The following is a 25,136-nucleotide window of genomic DNA, read 5'->3' on the forward strand; positions in this document are numbered from 1 at the left end:
CCGGCCCGTCCCTGAGCGTATAGCAGACAGAGAAAAGCCGGACGTTAGTCAGCGAAACACCCTCTAAGTTCTTTACTTGTAGCTTGTCGCTTCGAACTTGTCGCTGCGTAGTCCATAATGCGCGCCGGTTTTTGGGGTAATGGTCATGAGCACAGAAGATCCGCGGTTTGCAGGCGTCGCCCGCTTGTATGGCATTGAAGGCCTGGAACGCTTGAAAGCGGCCCATGTGGCGATCGTCGGCATCGGCGGCGTAGGGTCCTGGGCGGCGGAAGCCATTGCCCGCTGCGGGGTGGGCGAGATTTCGCTGTTTGACCTGGACGATGTCTGCGTCAGCAACAGCAACCGCCAGTTGCACGCGCTGGACAGCACCGTGGGCAAGCCCAAGGTCGAAGTGATGGCCGAGCGCCTGCGCGGCATCAACCCGGACTGCACGGTGCATGCGGTGGCGGACTTCGTCACGCGCGACACCATGGCCGAGTACATCACCCCGAATATCGATTGCGTGATCGACTGCATCGACGCCGTCAACGCCAAGGCGGCGCTGATTGCCTGGTGCAAGCGCCGCAAGATCCAGATCATCACCACCGGCGGCGCGGGCGGGCAGATCGACCCGACGCTGATCCAGGTCTGCGACTTGAACCGTACCTTCAACGACCCGTTGGCGTCGAAAGTGCGCTCCACGCTGCGCCGCGATTACGGTTTCTCCCGCACCGTGACCCGCCATTACAGCGTGCCCTGCGTGTTTTCCACCGAGCAGCTGCGCTATCCCAAGCCGGACGGCAGCATCTGTTTGCAGAAGAGTTTTGTCGGTGACGGCGTGAAGCTGGACTGCGCCGGTGGGTTTGGCGCGGTGATGATGGTGACGGCCACCTTCGGCATGGTGGCGGCGACCAAGGCAGTCGACAAGATTGTGGCCGGGGTGCGCAGGCCGTCCGAGCGGGTCAAACCCACTTAAATCTTACAGCCGAACATAGATCGAAATGTGGGAGCGGGCTTGCTCGCGAATGCGGTGGTTCAGTTAATGATGTATCGACTGACACTCTGCCTTCGCGAGCAAGCCCGCTCCCACATTTAGTCTTATGTACGGCTCAATTCCCGCATGCGCTGCAGGACTGCATTGAGGCCATTACTGCGCGACGGCGACAACTGTCGCGACAGCCCCAACTGTGCAAACCAGTCAGGCAGGTCGACCGCCTGCAACTCGGCCGCTGACAGCCCATTGACCCGCGCCAGCAGCAACGCCACCAACCCACGAATCATCCGCGCCTCGCTGCTCGCGGCAAACTGCCAGTGACCGGCCTGCAAGCGGCCGACCAACCACACCAGGCTTTCGCAGCCCTGCACGAGGTTGGCGTCGACCTTGTCCGCATCCGCCAAAGCCGGCAAGCGCTCGCCCCATTGCATCAGCATCCGGGCGCGTTGCTCCCAGCTGCCCACGGCTTGAAACGACTCAAGCGCGCTGACGGCCTCCACCGGCAAGCTCATCGCAACATATCCAGCGCCTGGTCCAGCGCTTCAAAGAAGCGCTCCAGGTCATCCGAATCGTTGTACAGCGCCAGGGATACACGAATCGCTCCGGATAAGTGCATCGCCTTGAGCAGCGGCATCGCGCAATGGTGCCCGGCACGTACGGCTATGCCTTGCTCGGTCAGCAGGTGCGCAAGGTCGGCGTTATGCACGCCTTCCACCACAAAACTGGCCAAAGCTACCTGCGGCGAGCCCAAGACGCGGATGCCATTGCGTGCCTTCAACCCGCGCAGCAGGTAGTCGTGCAGCGCGGCTTCATGGGCGACCACTGCCGGCTGATCCAGCGAACTCAGGTAATCCAGCGTAGCGCCCAGGCCAATCACGCCGGCAATCGGCGGCGTGCCGGCTTCGAACCCCAGTGGGGCAGGGCGGAAGCTGGCGCTTTGGTATTCCGCCTGTTGCACCATCTCGCCACCAAACTGCCAGTGACGCAGGTGATGCAGGGCTTCGTTGCGCCCATACAGCACGCCGACGCCGTCCGGGCCGTAGAGTTTGTGGCTGGAAAACACATAAAAGTCGCAACCCAGGGCCTGCACATCGTGACGACCATGGACGATGCCCTGGGCGCCATCGACCACGGTCAGTGCGCCGTGGGCCTTGGCGAGCGCCAGCAAGGCCTCCAGCGGTTGCCAGGCGCCAAGCACGTTGGACAATTGGCTCACCGCCAGCACGCGAGTGCGCGGGCCGATCAATTCGGCGGCGGCTTGCAGATCGATTACACCGTCATCACCCAGCGGCAATACCACCAGCGTGAGCGCGCGGCGTTTGGCCAATTGCTGCCAGGGCAGCAGGTTGGCGTGGTGTTCCAGGGCGCTGATGACAATCTCATCGCCCGCATTGAATAAATGCTCCAGGCCATAAGCCAGGAGGTTCAGCGCAGAGGTTGCGCCGTGGGTAAAGATGATTTGCCCGCTGTCACCTGCGTTCAACCACTGCGCGACCTTGCTGCGACTGTCTTCAAAGGCCTGGGTCGCATGGGCGCCGGGCAAATGCTGGGCACGGTGCACATTGGCTGCGCCGTTAGCGTAGTAATGGCTGATGGCATCCAGCAGGGCTTGGGGTTTTTGCGTGGTCGCGGCGTTGTCCAGGTAGGTCTGGTCTTGCCGTTGCAGGGTGGCGATGGCCGGGAAATCGGCGCGCCAGGGAGAGGGCACAAGCATGGTGTTCAAGACTCGTATAAGCGAGCCGCAACCCGAAGGCGCGGCCCGCTAGTGGCATCGAGTGGCTGCTTAGTTGTGAGCGTGCAGCGCTTCGTTCAGTTCGATGGCCGATTTGTGGGTTTTGCACTCCACGGCACCGGTCTCGGAATTACGGCGGAACAGCAAGTCAGGTTGACCGGCCAGCTCGCGCGCCTTGACCACTTTGACCAGTTGGTTCTGCTCGTCCAGCAGTGCAACCTTGGTCCCGGCGGTTACGTACAGGCCCGATTCCACGGTGTTGCGGTCGCCCAGCGGGATGCCGATACCGGCGTTAGCGCCGATCAGGCAGCCTTCGCCTACCTTGATCACAATGTTGCCGCCGCCCGACAGTGTGCCCATGGTGGAGCAACCGCCGCCCAGGTCCGAACCTTTGCCGACGAAGACGCCAGCCGATACACGGCCTTCGATCATGCCCGGGCCTTCGGTACCGGCGTTGAAGTTGACGAAACCTTCGTGCATCACGGTGGTGCCTTCGCCCACGTAGGCGCCCAGGCGGATACGCGCAGCGTCAGCGATACGCACGCCGGCCGGGACCACGTAGTCGGTCATTTTCGGGAACTTGTCCACCGAGAACACTTCCAGCAGCTCGCCACGCAGGCGGGCTTCCAGTTGGCGCTCGGCCAGCTCATTGATGTCGATCGCGCCCTGGCTGGTCCATGCCACGTTCGGCAGTTGCGGGAACACACCGGCCAGGCTCAGGCCGTGCGGCTTGACCAGGCGATGGGACAGCAGGTGCAACTTGAGGTAGGCCTCAGGCGTGGAGGTCAGTGCAGCGTCTTCGGCCAGCAGGGTCGCGACCAGCGGAGTGTGGCTTTCAGCCAGGCGGCTCAGCAGGGCGGCTTGGGCTGTGTCGACGCCTTTGAGTGCGTCGGCCAGTTGCAGGGCCTGGGAGACGGTGAACGTGATGGCCTGGTTACCTTCGGTGTAACCCAGGATCGGTGCGATGGCAGCGATGATTTCGGCCGATGGGTTGAGCAGCGGTTGTGCGTAAAACACTTCCAGCCAAGCACCTTGGCGGTTCTGAGTGCCGACGCCGAAGCCCAGGCTGAACAGGGAATTGGACATGCTGTTACCTCTACAAAAATGGAAGGCTGGCCTACTTGAGGGCTGCCGAATAACTATCTGGCTTGAAGCCAATCAGGGTTCTGTCACCGAGATCAAGCACCGGGCGCTTGATCATCGAGGGTTGTGCGAGCATCAATTCAATGGCTTTCGACTGATCGAGATCGGCTTTGCGTTCGTCTTCGAGTTTGCGAAAGGTGGTGCCCGCACGGTTCAAAACCACCTGCCAACCGTGCTCGTTGCACCATTGGGTCAAGTGTTCGCGGTCGATACCGGCCGTTTTGTAGTCGTGGAACTCATAGCTCACAGCGTGCTCATCGAGCCAGGTGCGGGCCTTTTTCATGGTGTCGCAGGCTTTGATGCCGAAAAGGTGCAACGTTTTGCTTGAAACGGTCAAGGAATTGCCCCCCTTTGGGCCAATGGAAAACGAAAGGTCACGGATTATGCCATGCCTAGAGCATTTGGGTGCCGCTGGTCAGCATCGTGCGACTTTTGTGCAAAAGCCAGCGCGCAGCATAGGCAGGTAACATAGCCGGGTAATATGGCACTTCAACGGCCAGTTGTTGCCTGATGTGTGTCGTTGCAAGTCGATTGTCCGGGAAACCCGCGTGATGCAAACCGCCTATACCGTTCTTATCCTACTGATGCTGGTCAGTGTTTCGCGTCTTGTCGGGCGTGTGATCCCTCTGCCTTTACCCTTGGTGCAGATCGCTGCGGGCGCCTTGTTGGCCTGGCCTACGTTGGGGCTGCATGTGGCGCTGGACCCCGAACTGTTCCTGTTTCTGTTCTTGCCTCCCTTGTTGTTCTCCGATGGCTGGCGCATGCCCAAGCGCGAGTTGTGGCGATTGCGCGGCCCGATTCTGACGTTGGCGGTGGGGTTGGTGCTGTTCACCGTGGTCGGCGCTGGCTACTTCATTCATTGGATTTTGCCTACGATCCCGTTGCCAGTGGCCTTCGCCCTCGCAGCTGTTTTATCACCGACGGATGCGGTGGCGGTGTCGGCCATTGCCCAAAATCGTTTGCCCAAGCCGCTGATGCACATGCTTCAGGGCGAAGCGTTGATGAATGATGCCTCGGGTCTGGTGACCTTCAAGTTCGCCCTCGCGGCGGCATTGACCGGCGTGTTCTCCCTGGCGGATGCCAGCCTGACCTTCGTGCTGGTTGCGGTGGGTGGCCTAGCGGTGGGTGTAGCGCTGAGCTGGCTGGTCGGCCGGCTACGTACATGGATGATCGCGCGTGGCTGGGACGACCCGGCCACTCACGTAGTGTTCATGTTGCTGCTGCCGTTTGCCGCGTATGTATTGGCTGAGCGCCTGGGCGCCTCGGGCATTCTCTCCGCAGTGGCGGCTGGCATGATGCAAAGCTGGCTCGATCTGTTGCCACGCCAGACCAGCACGCGCTTGCTCAATCGCAGCGTCTGGTCGCTGTTGGAGTTTGCGTTCAATGGGCTGATTTTCCTGCTGTTGGGCCTGCAACTGCCGGACATCATCAAGGCCGTGGTCAGCCATGAGCCGACGCTGTGGCCCGCCTTGTTGTATCGCTGCATGGAGGTCGTGGCGATCTTCCTGGTGCTGGTGGTGCTGCGTTTTATCTGGGTGCAGAGCATCTGGCGACTGTCAGGCCTGCTGCGTCGATTACGTGGGAAAAGCGAGCTGACCCTGGTGCCGACCGCCCGTTCCTGCTGGCTGCTGACCGTCGGTGGTGTGCGCGGGGCGGTGACCCTGGCGGGTGTGATGTCGGTACCTTTGTTGCTGGCGCCGGGGCAGGACTTTCCTGAGCGTGACCTGCTGATTTTCATCGCTGCCGGCGTGATTCTGCTATCGCTGGTCGCCGCCTGTATCGCCTTGCCGTTGCTGTTGCGCGGCATCGAACAGAGCCCCGATGAAAAGCGCCACAACGAAGTGCGCGAGGCGTGGAAAAAGACCGCCGTGGCCGCAATCCATGCCCTTGAAGCCGAGGAGCCTGCAGAAACCGAAACCCCGGACGCCGCCCAGGCCGCGCTGGCCGCTGAGCTCAAGGCGCGGCTAATGTCGGAATATCGCCATCAATTGGAAGTGTTCAACGACTCCGCCGAAGCCCAGGCGCTGGCGCAGCAGATGGACCAGTTGGAGCGCAAATTGCGGCTCAAGGCCCTGCGCGCGCAGCGCTTGGAGTTGTACAGCCTGAGCCGCCATCACCAGATTGGTGATGATGTACTGCGAGAAGTATTGGCGGACTTGGATATGAGTGAAGCGAACTTGGGCAGTATTAAATAATTCAGGCGTTGATCATCGCCCGGATCGAGGTGTTGAGGAGCTTTCCGAAAAATGAATTATCCGTTGGGTAGAGTGACTGTATGAAGCGCTTATCGCCTTCAGACAGGTGTGTGCTGGAAGGGATGGGGTTGCCGTTGCTGAGCCATGAGGCAGGAAATCCGTAGTGCATGATGGAGGTCTTATCATAGGGCGAGACCTTTACTTTATCGTGCGGGAGTTTCTGGATGATGTTGTGATCAGCTTGCCATTGGAATTTCCCCCACGATTCATAATCGTCGTAAATGGTTTGATTATTGAATTCCAATGGTTGATCAGGGTGCTGGTGTTCATGTTTCAAGCCCAGGGCGTGGCCGAACTCATGCTGGACCGTGGCCGCGATATTCGCCGGCGAGCCTTTAAAACCAATGCTCATTGTGGGCGTCGGCTGCGCTACCTTTTTGGCATCTGTGCCAATCTTTGACCATGCGTTGCTGGTGTCATTGTTCGCGATGATTCTGATGTCGCCGTTGGGGGTATCAACAAATTTGAAATAGAGATTGGTGTGGGGAGCCCACTGATTAATGTTGTGCTTTACCCACTTCTTTTGTTCTTGCGTCATGTTCAACAAAGAAATGTTCAAGACTGAATGTTGAGGCCATGTTTTGTCGGGGTCGGCTACGCCGCGTTTATTTCTGATGAGGGCGGGGTGCGGGGTTTCGATGGGGTCGGCAGCAGTGTCGTGCACCGCGTAGGCAGGGGCGTAATGGGGCGGGATAGGAAGCGTCATGGGTTTTCACCGAAGCGTTTAAGTCAGATCAGCTTGGGTGGGGCTTTTACGGGTTTCTGTTCCAGATTTTGGTTTACCGGATGAGTCGGTAACGGCCGCCCCCAAGGTGCGGAGGCGGCACGTGTATCAACCGCGGCGCTGGATAAAGTCGCGAATCCGTTCGGCGGCTTCTACACACTCGGCCAGTGGCGCAACCAGTGCCATGCGCACGCGCCCTGCGCCTGGGTTGAAACCATCGACTTCACGCGACAGGTACGAGCCCGGCACGACGGTCACGTGTTCTTCCACGAACAAGTCCCGGCAAAACGCCGCGTCATCACCTTCGATATTCGGCCATAGGTAGAAACCGCCGTCCGGGTTTTGTACGTCCATTACCGGCTTGAGAATCGCCAGCACAGCGTCGAACTTTTCCCGGTACAGGTCACGGTTGGCCTGCACGTGCGCTTCGTCCTGCCAGGCGGCAATGCTTGCCAGCTGCGTTTGCACCGGCATCGCGCAGCCGTGGTAGGTGCGGTACAGCAGGAAAGCCTTGAGGATGTCGGCGTCGCCGGCGACAAAGCCGGAGCGCAGGCCCGGCAGGTTGGAGCGCTTGGACAGGCTGTGGAACACCACGCAGCGCTTGAAGTCCTGGCGGCCCAGTTCGACGCAGGCGCTCAGCAGGCCCGGCGGCGGGGTTTGTTCGTCGAAGTACAGCTCGCTGTAGCACTCGTCGGCGGCGATCACGAAGTCGTACTCGTCGGCCAGCGCGATGAGTTTTTTCAGTGTTTCTACCGGGATCAGCGCGCCGGTCGGGTTGCCCGGGGAGCACAGGAACAGGATCTGGCAGCGTTTCCAGACGTCCGGCGACACGGCGTCGAAATCCGGGTTGAAGCCGTTGGCGTCAAGGCACGGCAGGTAGTGCGGCTTGGCCCCGGCCAGGAACGCCGCGCCTTCGTAGATCTGGTAGAACGGGTTCGGGCTCACCACCAGTGCATCTTCACCGCGATTGACCACGGTTTGGGTGAAGGCAAACAGTGCCTCGCGGGTGCCGTTGACCGGCAGGATATTGCGCGCCGGGTCCAGCCAGCCGTTGGGCACGTTGAAGCGGCGTTCGCACCAGGCGCCGATGGCCTCGCGCAGCGCCGGGATGCCCAGGGTGGTCGGGTACACGGCCATCTGGTCGAGGTTGTTGCTCAGCGCTTCGGCCACGAATGCCGGGGATTTGTGCTTAGGCTCGCCGATGGACAGTGCGATCGGACGTTTGCTCGGGTTCGGCGTGACGCTACCGAGCAGGGCGCGCAGTTTCTCGAACGGGTAGGGCTGCAGTTGGTTCAGGGCGTTGTTCATCGCAAATCTCGTCAAATTCGGTTGAAAGCATGCGGTCTGTCAGGCGAAGCAATTCAAACGTGGGAGCGGGCTTGCTCGCGAAAGCGGGATGTCAGTCACTGTAGATGTCGACTGAACCACCGCATTCGCGAGCAAGCCCGCTCCCACACAAGCCCGCCCATACAGTGAAATTGGGTGTTCATATCGTCAGTCTGGACAGCTCGACACCGGGTTCCTGGGTCACGCTCAATTGCTGCACGATAGCTTCCTGTAAACGCCGGCACAGCTCCGGGTCGGACAATGGCTGGTTTTCGGCATCGGTAATGAAGAACACGTCTTCCACGCGCTCGCCGAGGGTCGCGATCTTGGCGTTTTGCAACGAAAGGTCGAACTCCAGGAAGATCCCGCCGATTCGCGCCAGCAAGCCTGGGCGATCCGGTGCGCTGAGTTCCAGCACCGTCACTGGGCGCTGGGCGTCGTTGGAAATGGTCACCTGGGGCGCAAAGGCGAAGTGCTTGAGCTGGCGCGGCACCCGGCGCTGGATGATGGTCGGGTAGTCGTCCGGGTTGCGCAGGGCTTCGGTGAGGCCTTCGCGGATCTTTTTCACGCGCACCGGGTTGTCGCCAATCGAGTCGCCTTCGGTATCAAGCACGATGTAGGTGTCGAGGGTGAACTGGCTGCTCGAGGTGATGACTCGGGCGTCATGGATGTTCAAGTTGAGCTGGTCCATGGCGGCCACCGTCACGGCGAAGAAGTCGTGCTGGTCGGGCGCGTAGATGAAGATCTGCGTGCCGCCCTCGAATTCGCGCTGGGTGGTTTCCTTGATCAGCACCAGCGGGCCGCCATCGGCCGGCTGCTGCAGGATCGCATCACTGTGCCAAGCCACGTCACCTGCGGTATGACGCAGGAAGTAATCGTCACCCAGTTGCGACCACAGCTGCTCGACATCATCCGGGTCATTGCCGCCGCGCACGAGGATGTCCAGGGCCGCGCTTTGGGTGCGGCGGATCTGTTCTTCGCGGTCCACCGGGTTTTCCAGGCCACGGCGCAGTGCGCGCTTGGTCTCGGTGTAGAGCTGGCGCAGCAGGCTGGCGCGCCAGGAGTTCCACAGGGTCGGGTTGGTGGCGTTGATGTCGGAGACGGTCAGCACATAGAGATAGTCGAGACGGGTTTCATCGCCGACGATCCCGGCGAAATCGTGGATCACCTGCGGGTCGGACAAGTCCTTGCGTTGCGCGGTCGTCGACATCACCAAGTGGTTCTGCACCAGCCAGACGATCAGGCGGCTGTCCCACAGTGGCAGTTGATGGCGCTGGCAGAACGCCTCGGCATCGACCGCGCCGATCTCCGAGTGGTCACCATGACGGCCTTTGCCGATGTCGTGGTACAGGCCGGCCAGGTAAATCAGCTCGGGCTTGGGCAGCTTGGCCATCAGCTTACTGGCTAGCGGGAATTTCTCTGACACCTGGGTGTACTGCAACTTACGCAGGTGTTTGATCAGGTTCAGGGTGTGAGCGTCCACGGTATAGATGTGGAACAGGTCGTGCTGCATCTGCCCGACGATAAAGCCGAATTCCGGCAGATAACGCCCGAGGATGCCGTAACGGTTCATCCGCCGCAGGTTGCGGTGGATGCCGATCTTGCATTTGAACAGCTCGATAAACAGGCTGGTGTTGCGAATATCGTTGCGAAAGTCGTCGTCGATCAGGTGACGGTTTTCCCGCAGCAGGCGGATGGTATCGGCACGTACGCCTTTGATTTCCGGCTGCTGGGCCATCAGTACGAAGATTTCCAGCATGGCGAAAGGCGTGCGACGGAACACATTGTCGTTGCGCGCCTCGATGTAGCCGTCGTGCAACTGGAAGCGAGAGTTGATCGGCTGCGGCGGTGCTTCGTCTTCGGGGGCCAGGATCACTTCTTCGAAGTGCTGGATGATCAGGTCGCTGAGCTGGGCAATGCTCATGACCACCCGGTAATACTGCTGCATGAAGCTTTCGATGCTGGTTTTTGCATCTTCGCCTTCAAACCCGAGCAGGGTGGCGATGGAGCGCTGATGGTCGAACAGCAAGCGGTCTTCGGAGCGCCCGGCGAGCATGTGCAGGGCGTAGCGCACCTTCCACAGGAACTCCTGGGACGACGCCAGCAGTGCGTTTTCGCTTTCTACCAGGAAGCCTTCACCGGCGAGCGCGCGCAGGTTCAGGGTGCCGTATTGGCGACGCGCAACCCACAGGATCGTCTGGATATCCCGCAGCCCGCCCGGTGAGCCTTTGACGTTGGGCTCCAGGTTGTATTCGGTGTCGTTGTATTTGTGGTGCCGGGCTTTCTGCTCGGCACGCTTGGCCAGGAAGAAGTCCTTGCTCGGCCACATATGGGCGGTGCTGGTAACTTCCAGCATGCGCTGGCGCAGGCGCTCGGGGCCTGCGACGGTGCGGCTTTCCATCAGGTTGGTGATAACTGTCAGGTCGGCGCGAGCCTCTTCGGCGCATTCGTCCACCGAGCGTACGCTTTGGCCGACTTCCAGGCCGATATCCCACAGCAGCGTCAGAAAACGCTCGATGGAATCGCGAAAGATCTCATGATCGGCGCTGTCCAGCAGGATCAGCAGGTCGATGTCGGAGTAGGGGTGCAGTTCGCCGCGACCATAGCCGCCAACCGCCACCAGGGCGATATCGGCGTCTTCACTCCAGCTGAACTGCTCCCAGGCTTTTTGCAGGATATTGTCGACGAACCAGGCGCGGTCCTCGATCAGCCGACGAATGTCCCGGCCGCTGCGAAAGCGCTCATCAAGCACCTCGCGGGCCTGGCGGATAGCCTTCTTGAAGGCGGCAATGGGGCTTGCCTTCAGTGCCAGTTCGGCCTGGAACTGGCCACGGTCGAAGAGTTCGGGATCCACCTGGGGCATCGATCGGCTTTCCTTTCTATCTATCAATCAGTCACAGGGTTGCTGGGGAAAACCAAGGCAACAATTCAAGCCGAAACGCGTGGGATCGTGTCGTCTGCGCGCAAGGTGAAGATCTCGTAGCCGGTGTCGGTGACCAGCAGGGTGTGTTCCCACTGGGCCGAGAGCTTGCGGTCCTTGGTGATAGCGGTCCAGCCGTCGCCCAGCACCTTGGTGTCGGCCTTGCCCTGGTTGATCATCGGCTCGATGGTGAAGGTCATGCCCGCTTTCAGTTCCATGCCGGTACCGGCGCGGCCGTAGTGCAGGATCTGCGGTTCCTCATGGAACACCTTGCCGATGCCATGGCCACAGAATTCGCGGACGACCGAGAAACCGTTCTTTTCAGCGTGCTTCTGGATCACTTCACCGATATCGCCCAGGCGGCAGCCGGGTTTCACGATCTCGATAGCCTTGTACATGCATTCCTGGGTGACCTGGGACAGGCGTTCGGCCCAGACCGGCACGGTACCTACGTGGAACATGCGGCTGGTGTCGCCGTGATAGCCATCCTTGATCACGGTGACGTCAATGTTCAGGGTGTCGCCGTCCTTCAACGGCTTGTCACCCGGAATGCCGTGGCAGACCACGTGGTTGATCGAGGTGCAGATCGACTTGGGAAAGCCCTTGTAGTTGAGCGGGGCAGGAATGGCTTTTTGCACATCGACTATATAGTCGTGGCAGATGCGGTCCAGGGCTTCGGTGGTGACGCCAGGCTTGACGTGTTCGGCAATCATTTCCAGCACGTCGGCAGCCAGTTTGCCGGCAACGCGCATGCCTGCGATGTCTTCGGCGGTTTTCAAGGTAACGGTCATACAGGCTCTCTCTAGCGCGACGCGCTGAAATCAATACGGTTTACGGGCGTGCGACAAAAGGTTACAGAATTCGCACAAGCCCCAAAAAACGTGATTCTAACAGACGCGCGCGGCAAATCATGAGCGTCTGACGATCGCTTCTCTCTATTAAGGTGGGGGCATACTGGCTCTATTCAAAGGCTTACGCAAAAGCGGAAGACGGCAAATGTGATTGCGGGTTTCGTTTTCGTCCTTCGTGTGGTATAAAATGCGCCGCTTTCCGGGGATACCCCGCAAAGCTTAAATCCACACACGTGTCGACACGATGACCTGGGTGCCGGAGGCGAATGCCGCTGGTTGGTCATTGGGATACGTGGAGGCCAAACCCGACTTATTAAGGAACTATCATGTCCCAAGTCAATATGCGCGATATGCTGAAGGCCGGTGTGCACTTCGGTCACCAGACCCGTTACTGGAACCCGAAAATGGGTAAGTACATTTTCGGCGCGCGTAACAAGATCCACATCATCAACCTTGAAAAAACCCTGCCAATGTTCAACGAAGCTCTGACTTTCGTAGAGCGCCTGGCACAGGGCAAAAACAAGATTCTGTTCGTCGGCACCAAGCGTTCCGCTGGCAAGATCGTTGCTGAAGAAGCAGCACGTTGCGGTTCGCCGTACGTCGATCACCGCTGGTTGGGCGGCATGCTGACCAACTTCAAAACCATCCGTGCTTCCATCAAGCGTCTGCGTGACCTTGAAGTGCAAGCCGAAGACGGTACTTTCGCCAAGCTGACCAAGAAAGAGGCGCTGATGCGCACTCGCGACCTGGAAAAGCTCGATCGTTCCCTGGGTGGTATCAAGGACATGGGCGGTCTGCCTGACGCACTGTTCGTTATCGACGTTGATCACGAGCGCATCGCGATCACCGAAGCCAACAAGCTGGGCATCCCTGTTATCGGCGTAGTCGATACCAACAGCAGCCCGGAAGGCGTTGACTACATCATCCCAGGCAACGATGACGCAATCCGCGCTATCCAGCTGTACATGGGTTCGATGGCTGACGCTGTAATCCGTGGTCGCAACCACGTTGCTGGTGGTACCGAGCAGTTCGTTGAAGAAGCTCCGGTAGCCGCAGCTGAGTAATTGACGCCCTGGCGTTGACTCAGTAAGCAAAAAGGGGGCTTGGCCCCCTTTTTGCCACCTCGAAAACCATTTGTTGGCGCCCACTTGTGGCAGCGCATCATTGCTCTGTAACGTGCAGCGGCCTACAACGGAGATTCGGGAAGAATTGATCGCCCGTTTGATCGGGTGGAATGGTTGAAAACCTATCCAAGAGGATTTTGAAATGGCAGAGATTACTGCAGCGTTGGTTAAAGAACTGCGTGAGCGTACCGGCGAAGGCATGATGGATTGCAAAAAGGCCTTGACCAAGGCCGGCGGCGACATCGAAAAAGCCATTGATGACATGCGTGCTTCCGGCGCCATCAAGGCTGCCAAGAAAGCAGGCAACGTCGCTGCTGAAGGCGCTATCGCTCTGGTTGAAGACGGTAAAGCCGCAGTTCTGCTGGAAGTGAACTCGCAGACCGACTTCCTGGCTCTGCAGGACGACTTCAAGGCATTCGTTGCTGCCAGCGTCAAGAAAGCATTCGACGACAAGCTGACCACCGTCGAGCCGTTGATCGAAGCTCAAGAAGCTGATCGCCTGGTACTGGTTGGTAAAGTTGGCGAAAACGTCAACATCCGTCGCCTGGCTCGCATCGAAGGTGATGTGGTTGGTGGCTACCTGCACGGCAACAAAATCGGCGTTGTGGTTGCCCTGAAAGGCGGCGACGTTGAGCTGGCTAAAGACATCGCTATGCACGTAGCGGCCAGCAATCCTGAATTCCTGCTGCCATCGGAAGTCTCCGCTGACGCAATCGAACGCGAAAAAGCCGTGTTCCTGAGTCTCAACGCTGACAAGATCGCCGGCAAGCCGGAAAACATCGTTGAAAACATGATCAAAGGCCGTATCAGCAAGTTCCTGGCTGAAGCGAGCCTGGTTGAGCAGGCGTTCGTCAAGAACCCTGAGATCAAGGTTGGCGAACTGGCCAAGAAAGCCGGTGCTGAAATCGTTTCCTTCACCTACTACAAAGTAGGCGACGGCATCGAGAAGCCGGTCGACAACTTCGCTGAAGAAGTTGCTGCCCAGCTGGCTGCCGCCAAGCAATAAGACAGTTTTCAACTGTCGCCCGAAAGAGGCTGCCCGCTCACGCGCGCAGCCTCTTTTCAAATGGGAAGGCCAATTTTATTTGGTTTCCTGTCGGAACTGGCTTACAAAGCCGTGTTCCGATGGCGCTGTGATAGCGTCCAGCTAGAGTGAACGCAAGCCGTAAACGGCTCGCCAAGAATTTTTAAAAAATACGCCGCAGGAGAGATTCGCAATGGCTCAGCAGGGCAGTGGTTATCAGGCTCGCTATAAACGCATTCTACTCAAGCTTAGCGGCGAGGCCCTGATGGGCTCGGAAGAGTTCGGGATCGATCCCAAGGTACTCGACCGCATGGCACTGGAAGTCGGCCAGCTGGTGGGTATCGGTGTCCAGGTCGGCCTGGTGATCGGCGGCGGTAACTTGTTCCGCGGCGCGGCACTGAGTGCCGCGGGTATGGATCGGGTTACCGGCGACCACATGGGCATGCTGGCCACTGTGATGAACGCCCTGGCCATGCGTGACGCCCTGGAGCGTGCCAATATCTCGGCAATCGTGATGTCGGCTATTTCCATGGTCGGCGTGACCGATCACTATGATCGCCGCAAAGCCATGCGCCACCTGAACGCTAAAGAAGTGGTGATCTTTGCTGCCGGTACCGGCAACCCGTTCTTCACCACGGATTCGGCTGCTTGCCTGCGCGCCATCGAAATCGATGCTGACGTAGTGCTCAAGGCCACCAAGGTGGATGGCGTATACACCGCAGACCCATTCAAAGACCCGCATGCCGAGAAGTTCGATCATCTGACCTACGATGAAGTGCTGGATCGCAAGCTGGGCGTGATGGACCTGACGGCTATTTGCCTGTGCCGCGACCACAAGATGCCGCTGCGCGTATTTAACATGAACAAGCCCGGCGCCCTGCTGAACATCGTACACGGCGGCGCGGAAGGGACTCTGATCGAGGAAGGCCAACAATGATCAACGAAATCAAGAAAGACGCTCAAGAGCGTATGCACAAATCCCTGGAGTCTCTGGCCCATGCATTCGGTCAGATTCGTACCGGCAAGGCCCACCCAAGCATCTTGGGTAGTGTGATGGTGCCGTACTACGGTACTGACACCTCTATCACCCAGGTGGCCAACATCACCGTTAAAGACTCGCGCACTCTGCAAGTCGTGGCCTTCGAGCGCAACATGCTCGGCGCTGTCGACAAAGCCATTCAGAGCGCTGGCCTGAACCTCAACCCGACCAACCTGGGCGAGTTGTTGCTGATCTCCATGCCTGCCCTGACCGAAGAGACCCGCAAGGGCTTCACCAAGCAGGCACGCAGTGCGGCTGAAGATGCGCGGGTTGCAGTGCGTAACATCCGTCGTGATGCTTTGGGCGACCTGAAGAAACTGGTCAAGGACAAGGAAATCAGCGAAGACGAAGAGCGTCGTGCCGTCGCCGATATCGATAAGCTGACCAAAGATGCCGAGGCCCAGATCACCAAGGCCACGGAAGAAAAAGAAAAGGACCTGATGGCCGTATAAGGGGTCAGGACGCCTTCATGGAAAAGACCAAGCAGACTGTGCCCTCCGCGGTGCCGCGCCATGTCGCGATCATCATGGATGGGAATAATCGCTGGGCGAAAAAACGCTTTATGCCGGGTGTTGCCGGGCATAAAGCGGGTGTCGATGCGGTGCGCGCCGTGATTGAGGTGTGTGCCGAGGCCAAGGTCGAAGTGTTGACTCTGTTTGCCTTCTCCAGTGAGAACTGGCAGCGGCCGGCCGAAGAAGTCAGCGCCTTGATGGACCTGTTCTTCAAGGCCTTGCGTCGTGAGGCCAAGCGCCTCAACGACAACAACATCAGCCTGCGCATCATTGGTGATCGCTCGCGGTTCCATCCGGAACTGCAAGCGGCCATGCGCGAAGCCGAGGCCATCACCGCGGGCAGCAACCGTTTTGTATTGCAGATTGCAGCCAACTACGGTGGCCAGTGGGATATCGCCCAGGCTGCACAGCGCCTTGCCCGCGAAGTGCAGGCCGGGCATCTGCGGCCCGACGACATTACGCCCGAACTGTTGCAAACCTGCCTGGTAACCGGCGACTTGCCGCTGCCAGACTTGTGCATCCGTACCGGCGGCGAGCACCGCATCAGTAATTTCCTGCTGTGGCAGCTGGCCTATACCGAGCTGTACTTCTCCGACCTGTTCTGGCCGGACTTCAAACACGATGCCATGCGTAATGCGCTGGCCGATTTCGCTTCCCGTCAGCGTCGCTTCGGTAAAACGAGCGAGCAGATCGAAGCTGGAGCCCGGGTTTAAATGCTTAAACAACGAATCATCACAGCATTGATCCTGCTGCCGATTGCCCTGTGCGGTTTTTTCCTGCTCGACGGTTCCAGCTTTGCGCTGTTTATCGGCCTGGTGGTGACCCTGGGTGCCTGGGAATGGGCGCGCCTGGCGGGCTTCAACGCACAGTTGCCGCGTGTGGCATACGCCGCGGTTGTGGCGCTGTTGCTGTTCCTGATGCATACCCTGTCGAGCATCGTCGTGCCTTGGGTATTGGGGGCGGCGGTATTGTGGTGGGCGCTTGCGATCTTCCTTGTGTTGACCTATCCGCGCACCAGTGGGCAGTGGTCCAGTGTTGCCAGCAAGCTGGTGATTGGCTTGTTGATTCTGCTGCCGGCCTGGCAAGGGTTGGTGGAAATCAAGAATGCGCCGATGGGCAACTGGTTGATCATGGCGGTGATGGTGTTGGTGTGGGGTGCCGACATTGGTGCCTATTTCTCCGGCCGTGCCTTCGGCAAACGCAAGCTGGCGCCCGCCGTCAGCCCAGGCAAGAGCTGGGAAGGCGTTTACGGCGGCTTGGCGTTGACGTTGCTGATCACGCTGGTAGTCGGTGTTGTACGTGACTGGTCGCTGAGCGAGATATTCCTGGCGTTGTTGGGTACAGCAATCGTGGTGTTTATTTCGGTGGTCGGCGACCTTACGGAAAGCATGTTCAAGCGTCAGGCCGGGATCAAGGACAGCAGCAATCTGCTGCCGGGCCATGGCGGCGTGCTGGACCGTATTGACAGTCTCACCGCGGCGATTCCGATTTTTGCCGTGCTGTTGTGGATGACTGCTTCGTGAGCCGCCTGCAGCAGGTGACCGTACTGGGTGCGACCGGTTCGGTCGGGCTGAGTACGCTGGATGTGATCGCGCGACATCCTGACCGCTATCAAGTCTTTGCCCTCACCGGCTTTACGCGGTTGAGCGAGTTGCTGGCCCTGTGTGTGCGCCATGCGCCGCGTTTCGCGGTAGTGCCTGAAGCAACTGCCGCGCGAGGCTTGCAGGACGATCTGCGGGCCGCCGGCCTTGCCACACAAGTGTTGGTGGGCGAGGAGGGCTTGTGCCAGGTGTCGTCCGACGCCGAGGTGGATACGGTGGTGGCAGCCATTGTCGGGGCGGCGGGTTTGCGTCCGACACTGGCGGCAGTGGATGCTGGCAAGAAGATTTTGCTGGCCAATAAAGAAGCGCTGGTCATGTCCGGCACACTCTTTATGCAGGCGGTACGCAAGAGCGGCGCGGTGTTGCTGCCTCTCGACAGTGAGCACAACGCGATTTTCCAGTGCATGCCCGGTGATTTTGCCCGTGGCTTGAGCCAGGTAGGTGTGCGGCGGATTCTTCTTACGGCTTCCGGTGGTCCGTTCCGTCAAACTCCGCTGGCTGATCTTGAACATGTGTCGCCTGACCAGGCCTGCGCCCACCCGAACTGGTCCATGGGGCGCAAGATCTCCGTGGATTCGGCGAGCATGATGAACAAAGGCCTGGAGTTGATCGAGGCTTGCTGGTTGTTCGATGCGCAGCCTGATCAGGTCGAGGTGGTAATCCACCCGCAAAGTGTGATTCATTCCCTGGTCGACTACGTCGACGGTTCGGTGTTGGCGCAGTTGGGTAATCCCGACATGCGTACGCCGATTGCCAACGCTTTGGCCTGGCCGGAACGGATTGACTCCGGTGTTGCACCGTTGGATCTGTTCGCCATTGCTCGCCTGGACTTCGAAGCGCCGGACGAGCAGCGCTTCCCGTGCCTGCGTTTGGCCCGGCAAGCGGCGGAGGCGGGTAACAGCGCGCCGGCCATGCTGAATGCGGCCAACGAAGTGGCTGTGGCGGCGTTTCTCGACCGGCGCATCCGTTTTCCGCAGATCGCGAGTATCATCGAGGACGTTTTGAGTCTTGAGCCGGTAGTGGCTGTGAATGATTTAGGGGCAGTGTTCGAGGCGGATACAAAGGCCCGTACCCTGGCCGGACAATGGTTGAACCGCAACGCGCGTTAGTCTGTGGGCAGGTTTTAGCCTTCAGGTACTGGATTGGAATGCGGAGAAATTAGATGAGTGCGCTCTACATGATTGTCGGCACCCTGGTTGCTCTGGGTGTGCTGGTTACCTTCCACGAATTCGGCCACTTTTGGGTGGCGCGTCGTTGCGGCGTCAAGGTACTGCGCTTTTCCGTCGGTTTCGGCATGCCGTTGCTGCGTTGGCACGACCGTCGTGGCACCGAGTTCGTGATTGCAGCCATTCCGCTTGGCGGCTACGTCAAGATGCTCGACGAGCGCGAAGGTGAAGTGCCTGCAGATCAAGTGGACCAGTCCTTCAATCGCAAGACCGTTCGTCAGCGTATCGCTATTGTTGCAGCCGGCCCGATCGCCAACTTTCTGTTGGCGATGGTGTTCTTCTGGATCTTGGCCATGTTGGGCAGCCAACAGGTACGCCCGGTGATTGGTGCGGTCGAGGCGGACAGCATGGCGGCCAAGGCCGGCCTGGTTGCTGGGCAGGAAATTGTTTCCATTGATGGCGAGCCGACCACGGGCTGGGGCGCCGTTAATTTGCAATTGGTGCGCCGCATGGGTGAAAGCGGCACCATCAATGTGGTGGTGCGCGAGCAGGATTCCACCACCGAAACGCCCCGTGAATTGGCGCTGGACCACTGGCTCAAGGGTGCGGATGAGCCTGACCCGATCAAGTCCCTGGGGATTCGCCCATGGCGTCCGGCGTTGCCGCCGGTGCTTGCCGAGCTCGATTCGAAAGGCCCGGCCCAAGCCGCAGGTCTGAAAACCGGCGACCGTCTGTTGGCGCTTGATGGTCAGGCGCTGGGCGACTGGCAGCAAGTGGTCGATCTGGTGCGTGTACGCCCTGATACCAAAATTGTGCTGAAAGTTGAGCGCGATGGTGCTCAAATCGACGTCCCTGTGACCTTGTCGGTTCGCGGGGAGGCCAAGGCAGCCGGGGGTTACCTGGGTGCTGGGGTGAAAGGTGTCGAATGGCCGCCCTCGATGGTGCGGGAGGTCAGCTTCGGGCCGTTGGCCGCGATTGGCGAGGGTGCGAAACGCACTTGGACCATGAGTGTGCTGACCCTCGAATCGCTCAAGAAGATGTTGTTCGGCGAGCTCTCGGTAAAAAACTTGAGTGGGCCGATAACCATTGCTAAAGTGGCGGGCGCTTCTGCCCAGTCGGGTGTCGCGGATTTCCTGAATTTCCTGGCTTATCTGAGTATTAGCCTTGGAGTTCTGAATTTGCTGCCCATTCCAGTACTGGATGGGGGGCATCTGTTGTTTTATCTGGTCGAGTGGGTGCGTGGTCGCCCCTTGTCGGATCGGGTGCAGGGTTGGGGGATACAGATCGGTATCAGTTTGGTGGTCGGGGTGATGTTGTTAGCTCTGGTCAACGATCTGGGACGACTGTAACGCTTCGCTGAATTGCGAATCTGCCGCATTTTGCGGCAGTTTGTTTATTGCCAGTTGGAATAAGAAAGGACTTCATGAAACGTCTGCTGCTAACTGCGGTTCTCACCGTATTGATGATCGCCGAAGTTCACGCCGAGTCCTTCACTATCTCCGATATTCGCGTCAACGGCCTCCAGCGGGTTTCCGCAGGGAGCGTCTTTGGTGCCTTGCCGTTGAACGTCGGGGAACAGGCGGATGATCGTCGCCTGGTGGAATCCACTCGTGCGCTGTTCAAAACCGGGTTCTTTCAAGATATCCAACTGGGTCGCGAAGGCAACGTCCTGGTCATCACTGTCGTTGAGCGACCTTCCGTCGCCAGTATCCAGATCGAGGGTAACAAGGCGATCTCTACTGAAGACTTGATGAAGGGCCTCAAGCAATCCGGCCTGGCCGAGGGCGAGATCTTCCAGCGCGCCACCCTTGAGGGTGTGCGTAACGAACTACAACGCCAGTACGTTGCCCAGGGCCGCTACTCCGCGACCGTGGAAACTGAAGTGATCCCGCAGCCTCGTAACCGTGTCGGCCTCAAGGTCAACATCAACGAAGGCACCGTGGCGGCGATTCAGCACATCAACGTGGTGGGCAACACCAAGTTCGCTGACGACGACCTGATTGACCTGTTCGAGCTCAAGACCACCAACTGGTTGTCGTTCTTCAAGAACGATGACAAGTATGCCCGTGAAAAGCTGTCCGGTGACCTGGAGCGTCTGCGTTCCTACTACCTGGACCGTGGCTATATCAACATGGATATCGCTTCGACCCAGGTGTCCATCACCCCGGATAAAAAGCACGTCTACATCACCGTCAACGTCAACGAAGGTGAGAAGTACACCGTTCGTGACGTGAAGCTCAGCGGCGACCTGAAAGTCCCTGAAGACCAGGTCAAGTCCCTGTTGCTGGTGCAGAAAGACCAGGTTTTCTCGCGCAAGCTGATGACCACGACCTCCGAGCTGATCACCCGTCGTCTGGGTAACGAAGGCTATACCTTCGCCAACGTCAACGGCGTGCCTACCCCGCACGATGAAGACCACACAGTGGACATCACCTTCGTTGTCGACCCGGGCAAGCGTGCCTACGTGAACCGCATCAACTTCCGTGGCAACACCAAGTCTGCGGACGAAGTGCTGCGTCGTGAAATGCGCCAGATGGAAGGTGGCTGGGCGTCGACTTACCTGATCGACCAGTCCAAGACCCGTCTTGAGCGCCTGGGCTTCTTCAAGGAAGTCAACGTCGAAACCCCGGCCGTACCGGGTGTGGATGACCAGGTTGACGTGAACTACGCCGTTGAAGAGCAAGCGTCGGGCTCGATCACCGCCAGCGTTGGTTTCGCACAGAGTGCCGGCCTTATCCTCGGTGGTTCGATTACCCAGAACAACTTCCTCGGTACCGGTAACAAGGTCTCCATTGGCCTGACCCGAAGCGAATACCAGAGCCGCTATAACTTCGGTTATGTCGACCCCTACTGGACAGCTGATGGTGTGAGCCTGGGCTACAATGCCTTCTACCGCACCACCGACTACAAAGACCTCAACGTTGACGTTGCAAGCTATGCGATCGACAGCCTCGGTGCCGGTGTCAATATCGGTTACCCGATCAGCGAGACTTCGCGCTTGACCTTCGGCTTTACCGCGCAGCAGGACAAGATCAAGACGGGTGTGTACACCACGGATGAGATCTTCGACTTCGTGCGCCGAGAAGGTGATCAGTTCCTGAACTTCAAGGCTTCGGTCGGTTGGTCGGAATCCACCCTGAACAAAGGTGTGCTGGCGACCCGTGGTCATTCTCAAAGCCTGACTGCAGAAGCCACCACACCGGGCAGCGACCTGTCGTTCTTCAAGCTCGACTACCGTGGCCAGTTGTTCCAGCCGCTGAGCGATAACTACACCATGCGCCTGCACACTGAGTTGGGGTATGGCGATGGTTATGGTTCGACCAGTGGATTGCCGTTCTACGAGAACTACTATGCAGGCGGTTTCAACTCGGTTCGTGGTTTCAAGGACAGTACCCTGGGCCCACGTGGTACGCCGAGCCGTGGTCAAGCGGTAACCGGTAACCAAGGCACTACCGTTGACTCCAACAATGACCCTCTGGCATTCGGTGGTAACGTGCTGATCCAGGGTGGTGCGGAGCTTCTGTTCCCACTGCCGTTCGTCAAGGATCAGCGTTCGTTGCGGACCTCGCTCTTCTGGGACGTGGGTAACGTGTTCGACTCCAAGTGCCAGCAGATCACCAACCCGAGTGGCGTGAAGTCGCAGACTGAGTGCAACGACATCAGCCTGAGCAACCTCGCCAGCTCCGTAGGTGTGGGTGTCACTTGGGTGACCGCGCTTGGCCCATTGAGCTTTGCTCTGGCCATGCCGATCAAGAAACCGGATAACGCTGAAACCCAGATTTTCCAATTCTCCCTCGGCCAGACGTTCTAAGCGTCTGACCCAAGATAACGACAACGGATTCTGTAGGAGTACATCGTGCGTAAGTTGACTCAATTGGTTCTGCTGGCCACTGTGCTGGTAACCACACCGGCCTTCGCCGAAATGAAAATCGCCGTTCTGAACTATCAGATGGCTCTGCTGGAATCCGACGCCGCCAAGCGATACGCCGTGGATGCCGAGAAAAAGTTCGGTCCGCAACTGACCAAGCTCAAGACTCTGGAAAGCAGCGCCAAGGGCATCCAGGACCGTTTGGTAGCGGGTGGCGACAAGATGCAGCAAGGCGAGCGTGAGCGTCTGGAGCTCGAGTTCAAGCAAAAGGCCCGTGACTACCAGTTCCAGTCCAAGGAGCTGAACGAAGCCAAAGCCGTTGCTGACCGTGAAATGCTCAAGCAGCTCAAGCCGAAGCTCGACAGCGCAGTGGAAGAAGTCATCAAGAAAGGTGCCTTTGACCTGGTGTTCGAGCGCGGCGCCGTGATTGACGTCAAGCCTCAATACGACATCACCCGTCAGGTGATCGAGCGCATGAACCAGCTGAAGTAAGCCATGACCGCGACTATCAAACTCGGCGAGTTGGCCGAGTTCCTTGGGGCCACCTTGCGTGGCTCCAAGGAGAAAGAAATCACTGGGCTAGCCACCTTGCAGGAGGCTGGCCCAGCTCAGTTGAGCTTCCTCGCAAATCCCCAATACCGTAAATACCTGGTCGACAGCCAAGCAGCAGCCGTGCTGCTGAAGGCTGCCGATGCCGAGGGGTTTGCCGGGGATGCGCTGGTGGTTCCCGACCCTTACCTGGCGTATGCCCGGGCATCGCACCTGTTCGATCCAAAGCCTAAAGCTGCCGTCGGTGTTCATCCTTCAGCGGTGATTGCTGACGATGCCCAAGTCGATCCTGCGGCCAGCATTGGCGCCTTTGCAGTGATTGAGAGCGGTGCGCGTATTGCTGCGGGTGTCACGGTGGGCGCTCATTGCTTTATCGGCGCGCGCTGTGAAATTGGTGCCGATGGTTGGCTGGCCCCTCGCGTTACGCTTTACCACGACGTGCGTATTGGTGAGCGGGTGGTGATTCAGTCGGGTGCCGTGATCGGTGGTGAAGGGTTTGGTTTTGCCAATTCCAAAGGTGTCTGGCACAAGATTGCCCAGGTTGGCGGCGTACTGATCGGCGATGACGTGGAAATTGGCGTCAACACCGCGGTGGATCGTGGGGCCTTGGCCGATACCGTGATAGGTAACGGCGTGAAGCTCGATAACCAGATCCAGATCGCCCACAACGTGCAGATTGGCGACCACACCGCCATGGCGGCATGCGTCGGGATTTCCGGCAGCACCAAGATCGGCAAGCATTGCATGCTCGCCGGTGGCGTTGGGCTGGTGGGGCATATCGATATTTGCGACAACGTCTTCATTACCGGCATGACCATGGTGACCCACTCGATTACCGAGCCTGGCGCCTACTCTTCCGGTACGGCCATGCAGCCTGCGGCTGAATGGCGCAAGAGTGCAGCGCGCTTGAGGCAACTTGACGACATGGCTCGCCGCCTCAAACAGCTGGAAAAGCGTGTTGGGGACGTGACCCCTGGCGGTAATGCTTCATCAGAAGGCTGATACCATTTCCATATCAAGTGTGCACAGCCGCTAGACTGCCTCCTTGATTTGCTAGCGGGGCGTGCGTTTAGTCCGCCCGCCCCCAATCTTTATTACAGGCTTCCCCCCGAAATGATGGACATCAACGAGATTCGCGAATACCTGCCTCACCGTTACCCGTTCCTGCTGGTGGATCGTGTAGTGGACCTCAATGTCGAGGAAAAGCGCATTCGTGCCTACAAGAATGTCAGCATCAACGAACCGTTCTTCAATGGTCACTTTCCTGCGCATCCAATTATGCCGGGCGTGCTGATCATCGAAGCGATGGCCCAGGCTGCCGGTATCCTTGGTTTCAAAATGCTCGACCTCAAGCCTGCCGATGGCACGCTTTACTATTTCGTGGGCTCCGACAAGCTGCGCTTCCGTAACCCGGTCACGCCGGGTGACCAGTTGATCCTGGAAGCCAAGTTCATCAGTTGCAAGCGCCAGATCTGGAAGTTCGAGTGCCAGGCCTCGGTGGACGGCAAGCCGGTGTGCTCCGCTGAGATCATCTGTGCGGAACGCAAACTATGAGTTTGATTGACCCTCGCGCAATCATCGATCCGTCGGCCGTTCTGGCCGCCGACGTTGAGGTCGGCCCCTGGTCGATCGTCGGCGCAGGTGTTGAAATCGGCGAGGGGACTGTCATCGGGCCACACGTGATCCTCAAAGGTCCGACCCGCATTGGCAAACACAATCGCATCTACCAGTTTTCCTCGGTAGGCGAAGACACCCCGGACATGAAGTACAAGGGTGAAGAAACACGCCTGGTAATCGGTGATCACAACATCATCCGTGAAGGCGTGACCATTCACCGTGGCACCGTGCAGGATCGTGCCGAAACCACCTTGGGTGACCACAACCTGATCATGGCCTATGCGCACATCGGCCATGACAGTGTGATCGGCAACCATTGCATCCTGGTTAACAACACTGCACTGGCTGGCCATGTGCACGTTGACGATTGGGCGATCCTGTCCGGTTTCACCCTTGTGCATCAGTATTGCCATATCGGCGCCCACAGCTTTTCCGGCATGGGGACGGCGATCGGCAAGGACGTTCCTGCATTCGTCACGGTCTTCGGCAACCCTGCCGAAGCCCGCAGCATGAACTTCGAAGGCATGCGCCGTCGCGGTTTCAGCGAAGACGCTATTCACGCCCTGCGCCGTGCCTACAAGGTGGTTTACCGCCAAGGGTTGACGGTCGAGCAGGCCCTGACCGAACTGACCGAGCCGGCAGCGTTGTTCCCGGAAGTCGCGGTGTTCCGCGACTCTATCCAGGCATCGACCCGCGGCATCACCCGCTGATC

The 25,136-nt window shown here is 58.9% G+C and carries 23 protein-coding genes; 15 read left to right on the forward strand and 8 right to left on the reverse strand.

All coding sequences use genetic code 11. The features are described from left to right. Positions 1–145: 145 nt before the first annotated feature. Positions 146–955: a tRNA cyclic N6-threonylcarbamoyladenosine(37) synthase TcdA gene (gene tcdA, locus ACLBW8_RS13110; RefSeq protein WP_447805538.1), complete on the forward strand. Its 810-nt coding sequence runs from the start codon at positions 146–148 to the stop codon at positions 953–955. A 122-nt stretch (positions 956–1,077) separates the two neighbouring features. Here tcdA and ACLBW8_RS13115 read toward each other — a convergent pair whose 3' ends face one another. From ACLBW8_RS13115 to ACLBW8_RS13130, 4 genes are all read right to left on the reverse strand, one after another. Then, a complete protein-coding gene (locus ACLBW8_RS13115; protein ID WP_053254727.1) occupies positions 1,078–1,485 on the reverse strand; it encodes a SufE family protein in 408 nt (135 codons plus the stop codon). Next, complete coding sequence (locus ACLBW8_RS13120) at positions 1,482–2,687, reverse strand: aminotransferase class V-fold PLP-dependent enzyme (RefSeq protein WP_447805539.1); 1,206 nt, start codon at positions 2,685–2,687, stop codon at positions 1,482–1,484. The genes ACLBW8_RS13115 and ACLBW8_RS13120 overlap by 4 nt, the downstream gene beginning before the upstream one ends. 69 nt (positions 2,688–2,756) lie before the next feature. Next, a complete protein-coding gene (gene dapD / locus ACLBW8_RS13125; protein ID WP_064451063.1) occupies positions 2,757–3,791 on the reverse strand; it encodes a 2,3,4,5-tetrahydropyridine-2,6-dicarboxylate N-succinyltransferase in 1,035 nt (344 codons plus the stop codon). A 31-nt stretch (positions 3,792–3,822) separates the two neighbouring features. Beyond that, positions 3,823–4,185, reverse strand: a complete 363-nt coding sequence (locus ACLBW8_RS13130; RefSeq protein WP_438269318.1) for an ArsC family reductase — start codon at positions 4,183–4,185, stop codon at positions 3,823–3,825. A gap of 214 nt (positions 4,186–4,399) precedes the next feature. Here ACLBW8_RS13130 and ACLBW8_RS13135 point away from each other — a divergent pair, with 214 nt between their 5' ends. Further along, on the forward strand, positions 4,400–6,043 hold the full coding sequence (locus tag ACLBW8_RS13135) for a Na+/H+ antiporter (RefSeq protein WP_259762934.1): 1,644 nt from the start codon (positions 4,400–4,402) through the stop codon (positions 6,041–6,043). 1 nt (position 6,044) lies between these two features. Here ACLBW8_RS13135 and ACLBW8_RS13140 read toward each other — a convergent pair whose 3' ends face one another. From ACLBW8_RS13140 to map, 4 genes are all read right to left on the reverse strand, one after another. Next, the gene (locus ACLBW8_RS13140; protein ID WP_447805540.1) at positions 6,045–6,809 is read right to left on the reverse strand and encodes a M12 family metallopeptidase; all 765 of its coding nucleotides are present in this window, start codon (positions 6,807–6,809) and stop codon (positions 6,045–6,047) included. Between the two features lie 126 nt (positions 6,810–6,935). Continuing rightward, positions 6,936–8,135 carry a succinyldiaminopimelate transaminase gene (gene dapC, locus ACLBW8_RS13145; RefSeq protein WP_064451150.1) on the reverse strand — a complete coding sequence of 400 codons (1,200 nt, stop codon included), beginning with the start codon at positions 8,133–8,135 and terminating at the stop codon, positions 6,936–6,938. 178 nt (positions 8,136–8,313) lie between these two features. Then, positions 8,314–11,016 carry a [protein-PII] uridylyltransferase gene (locus ACLBW8_RS13150; protein ID WP_447805541.1) on the reverse strand — a complete coding sequence of 901 codons (2,703 nt, stop codon included), beginning with the start codon at positions 11,014–11,016 and terminating at the stop codon, positions 8,314–8,316. Between the two features lie 65 nt (positions 11,017–11,081). After that, positions 11,082–11,864: a type I methionyl aminopeptidase gene (gene map, locus ACLBW8_RS13155; RefSeq protein WP_053254735.1), complete on the reverse strand. Its 783-nt coding sequence runs from the start codon at positions 11,862–11,864 to the stop codon at positions 11,082–11,084. A gap of 386 nt (positions 11,865–12,250) precedes the next feature. Between map and rpsB the strand changes: the two genes are divergently transcribed. The 13 genes from rpsB to lpxA all read left to right on the forward strand — a co-directional run bounded on the left by rpsB (position 12,251) and on the right by lpxA (position 25,134). Next, positions 12,251–12,988, forward strand: coding sequence for a 30S ribosomal protein S2 (rpsB, locus tag ACLBW8_RS13160; RefSeq protein WP_003219330.1), 738 nt, complete (start codon positions 12,251–12,253; stop codon positions 12,986–12,988). 202 nt (positions 12,989–13,190) lie between these two features. Beyond that, positions 13,191–14,054 (forward strand): translation elongation factor Ts, encoded by an 864-nt coding sequence (tsf, locus tag ACLBW8_RS13165; RefSeq protein WP_058412423.1) that lies wholly within the window; start codon positions 13,191–13,193, stop codon positions 14,052–14,054. Positions 14,055–14,265: 211 nt separating this feature from the next. Further along, positions 14,266–15,009, forward strand: coding sequence for a UMP kinase (gene pyrH / locus ACLBW8_RS13170; protein ID WP_003172271.1), 744 nt, complete (start codon positions 14,266–14,268; stop codon positions 15,007–15,009). After that, the gene (gene frr / locus ACLBW8_RS13175; protein ID WP_064451152.1) at positions 15,006–15,563 is read left to right on the forward strand and encodes a ribosome recycling factor; all 558 of its coding nucleotides are present in this window, start codon (positions 15,006–15,008) and stop codon (positions 15,561–15,563) included. The genes pyrH and frr overlap by 4 nt, the downstream gene beginning before the upstream one ends. Before the next feature lie 17 nt (positions 15,564–15,580). After that, positions 15,581–16,336 carry a polyprenyl diphosphate synthase gene (uppS, locus tag ACLBW8_RS13180; protein WP_064451153.1) on the forward strand — a complete coding sequence of 252 codons (756 nt, stop codon included), beginning with the start codon at positions 15,581–15,583 and terminating at the stop codon, positions 16,334–16,336. After that, positions 16,337–17,146 (forward strand): phosphatidate cytidylyltransferase, encoded by an 810-nt coding sequence (locus tag ACLBW8_RS13185; protein WP_447805542.1) that lies wholly within the window; start codon positions 16,337–16,339, stop codon positions 17,144–17,146. Next, entirely contained in the window at positions 17,143–18,333 is a 1,191-nt protein-coding gene (gene ispC / locus ACLBW8_RS13190) for a 1-deoxy-D-xylulose-5-phosphate reductoisomerase (protein WP_064451155.1), read from the forward strand. The genes ACLBW8_RS13185 and ispC overlap by 4 nt, the downstream gene beginning before the upstream one ends. 53 nt (positions 18,334–18,386) lie before the next feature. Next, the gene (gene rseP, locus ACLBW8_RS13195; RefSeq protein ID WP_064451156.1) at positions 18,387–19,739 is read left to right on the forward strand and encodes a sigma E protease regulator RseP; all 1,353 of its coding nucleotides are present in this window, start codon (positions 18,387–18,389) and stop codon (positions 19,737–19,739) included. 74 nt (positions 19,740–19,813) lie between these two features. Further along, entirely contained in the window at positions 19,814–22,201 is a 2,388-nt protein-coding gene (gene bamA / locus ACLBW8_RS13200) for an outer membrane protein assembly factor BamA (protein WP_053254742.1), read from the forward strand. Positions 22,202–22,246: 45 nt separating this feature from the next. Continuing rightward, complete coding sequence (locus ACLBW8_RS13205; protein WP_003189173.1) at positions 22,247–22,750, forward strand: OmpH family outer membrane protein; 504 nt, start codon at positions 22,247–22,249, stop codon at positions 22,748–22,750. Positions 22,751–22,753: 3 nt separating this feature from the next. After that, positions 22,754–23,809 carry a UDP-3-O-(3-hydroxymyristoyl)glucosamine N-acyltransferase gene (gene lpxD, locus ACLBW8_RS13210; RefSeq protein ID WP_064451158.1) on the forward strand — a complete coding sequence of 352 codons (1,056 nt, stop codon included), beginning with the start codon at positions 22,754–22,756 and terminating at the stop codon, positions 23,807–23,809. 111 nt (positions 23,810–23,920) lie between these two features. Then, a complete protein-coding gene (gene fabZ / locus ACLBW8_RS13215) occupies positions 23,921–24,361 on the forward strand; it encodes a 3-hydroxyacyl-ACP dehydratase FabZ (protein ID WP_003172281.1) in 441 nt (146 codons plus the stop codon). Next, positions 24,358–25,134 carry an acyl-ACP--UDP-N-acetylglucosamine O-acyltransferase gene (lpxA, locus tag ACLBW8_RS13220; protein WP_053254744.1) on the forward strand — a complete coding sequence of 259 codons (777 nt, stop codon included), beginning with the start codon at positions 24,358–24,360 and terminating at the stop codon, positions 25,132–25,134. Before fabZ ends, lpxA begins: the two co-directional genes overlap by 4 nt. Positions 25,135–25,136 lie beyond the last annotated feature (2 nt).

It is taken from the genome of Pseudomonas sp. M5A4_2d (genome assembly GCF_053345295.1).

Coding starts and splice junctions, on each gene's coding strand:
- ACLBW8_RS13115 (WP_053254727.1), bottom strand. CDS start 1,485: ATGAGCTTGCCGGTGGAGGCCGTCAGCGCGCTTGAGTCGTTTCAAGCC.
- rpsB (WP_003219330.1), top strand. CDS start 12,251: ATGTCCCAAGTCAATATGCGCGATATGCTGAAGGCCGGTGTGCACTTC.
- lpxA (WP_053254744.1), top strand. CDS start 24,358: ATGAGTTTGATTGACCCTCGCGCAATCATCGATCCGTCGGCCGTTCTG.
- dapC (WP_064451150.1), bottom strand. CDS start 8,135: ATGAACAACGCCCTGAACCAACTGCAGCCCTACCCGTTCGAGAAACTG.
- rseP (WP_064451156.1), top strand. CDS start 18,387: ATGAGTGCGCTCTACATGATTGTCGGCACCCTGGTTGCTCTGGGTGTG.
- tsf (WP_058412423.1), top strand. CDS start 13,191: ATGGCAGAGATTACTGCAGCGTTGGTTAAAGAACTGCGTGAGCGTACC.
- uppS (WP_064451153.1), top strand. CDS start 15,581: ATGGAAAAGACCAAGCAGACTGTGCCCTCCGCGGTGCCGCGCCATGTC.
- bamA (WP_053254742.1), top strand. CDS start 19,814: ATGAAACGTCTGCTGCTAACTGCGGTTCTCACCGTATTGATGATCGCC.
- ACLBW8_RS13120 (WP_447805539.1), bottom strand. CDS start 2,687: ATGCTTGTGCCCTCTCCCTGGCGCGCCGATTTCCCGGCCATCGCCACC.
- lpxD (WP_064451158.1), top strand. CDS start 22,754: ATGACCGCGACTATCAAACTCGGCGAGTTGGCCGAGTTCCTTGGGGCC.
- tcdA (WP_447805538.1), top strand. CDS start 146: ATGAGCACAGAAGATCCGCGGTTTGCAGGCGTCGCCCGCTTGTATGGC.
- ACLBW8_RS13185 (WP_447805542.1), top strand. CDS start 16,337: ATGCTTAAACAACGAATCATCACAGCATTGATCCTGCTGCCGATTGCC.
- ACLBW8_RS13135 (WP_259762934.1), top strand. CDS start 4,400: ATGCAAACCGCCTATACCGTTCTTATCCTACTGATGCTGGTCAGTGTT.
- dapD (WP_064451063.1), bottom strand. CDS start 3,791: ATGTCCAATTCCCTGTTCAGCCTGGGCTTCGGCGTCGGCACTCAGAAC.
- pyrH (WP_003172271.1), top strand. CDS start 14,266: ATGGCTCAGCAGGGCAGTGGTTATCAGGCTCGCTATAAACGCATTCTA.
- ACLBW8_RS13140 (WP_447805540.1), bottom strand. CDS start 6,809: ATGACGCTTCCTATCCCGCCCCATTACGCCCCTGCCTACGCGGTGCAC.
- map (WP_053254735.1), bottom strand. CDS start 11,864: ATGACCGTTACCTTGAAAACCGCCGAAGACATCGCAGGCATGCGCGTT.
- fabZ (WP_003172281.1), top strand. CDS start 23,921: ATGATGGACATCAACGAGATTCGCGAATACCTGCCTCACCGTTACCCG.
- frr (WP_064451152.1), top strand. CDS start 15,006: ATGATCAACGAAATCAAGAAAGACGCTCAAGAGCGTATGCACAAATCC.
- ACLBW8_RS13150 (WP_447805541.1), bottom strand. CDS start 11,016: ATGCCCCAGGTGGATCCCGAACTCTTCGACCGTGGCCAGTTCCAGGCC.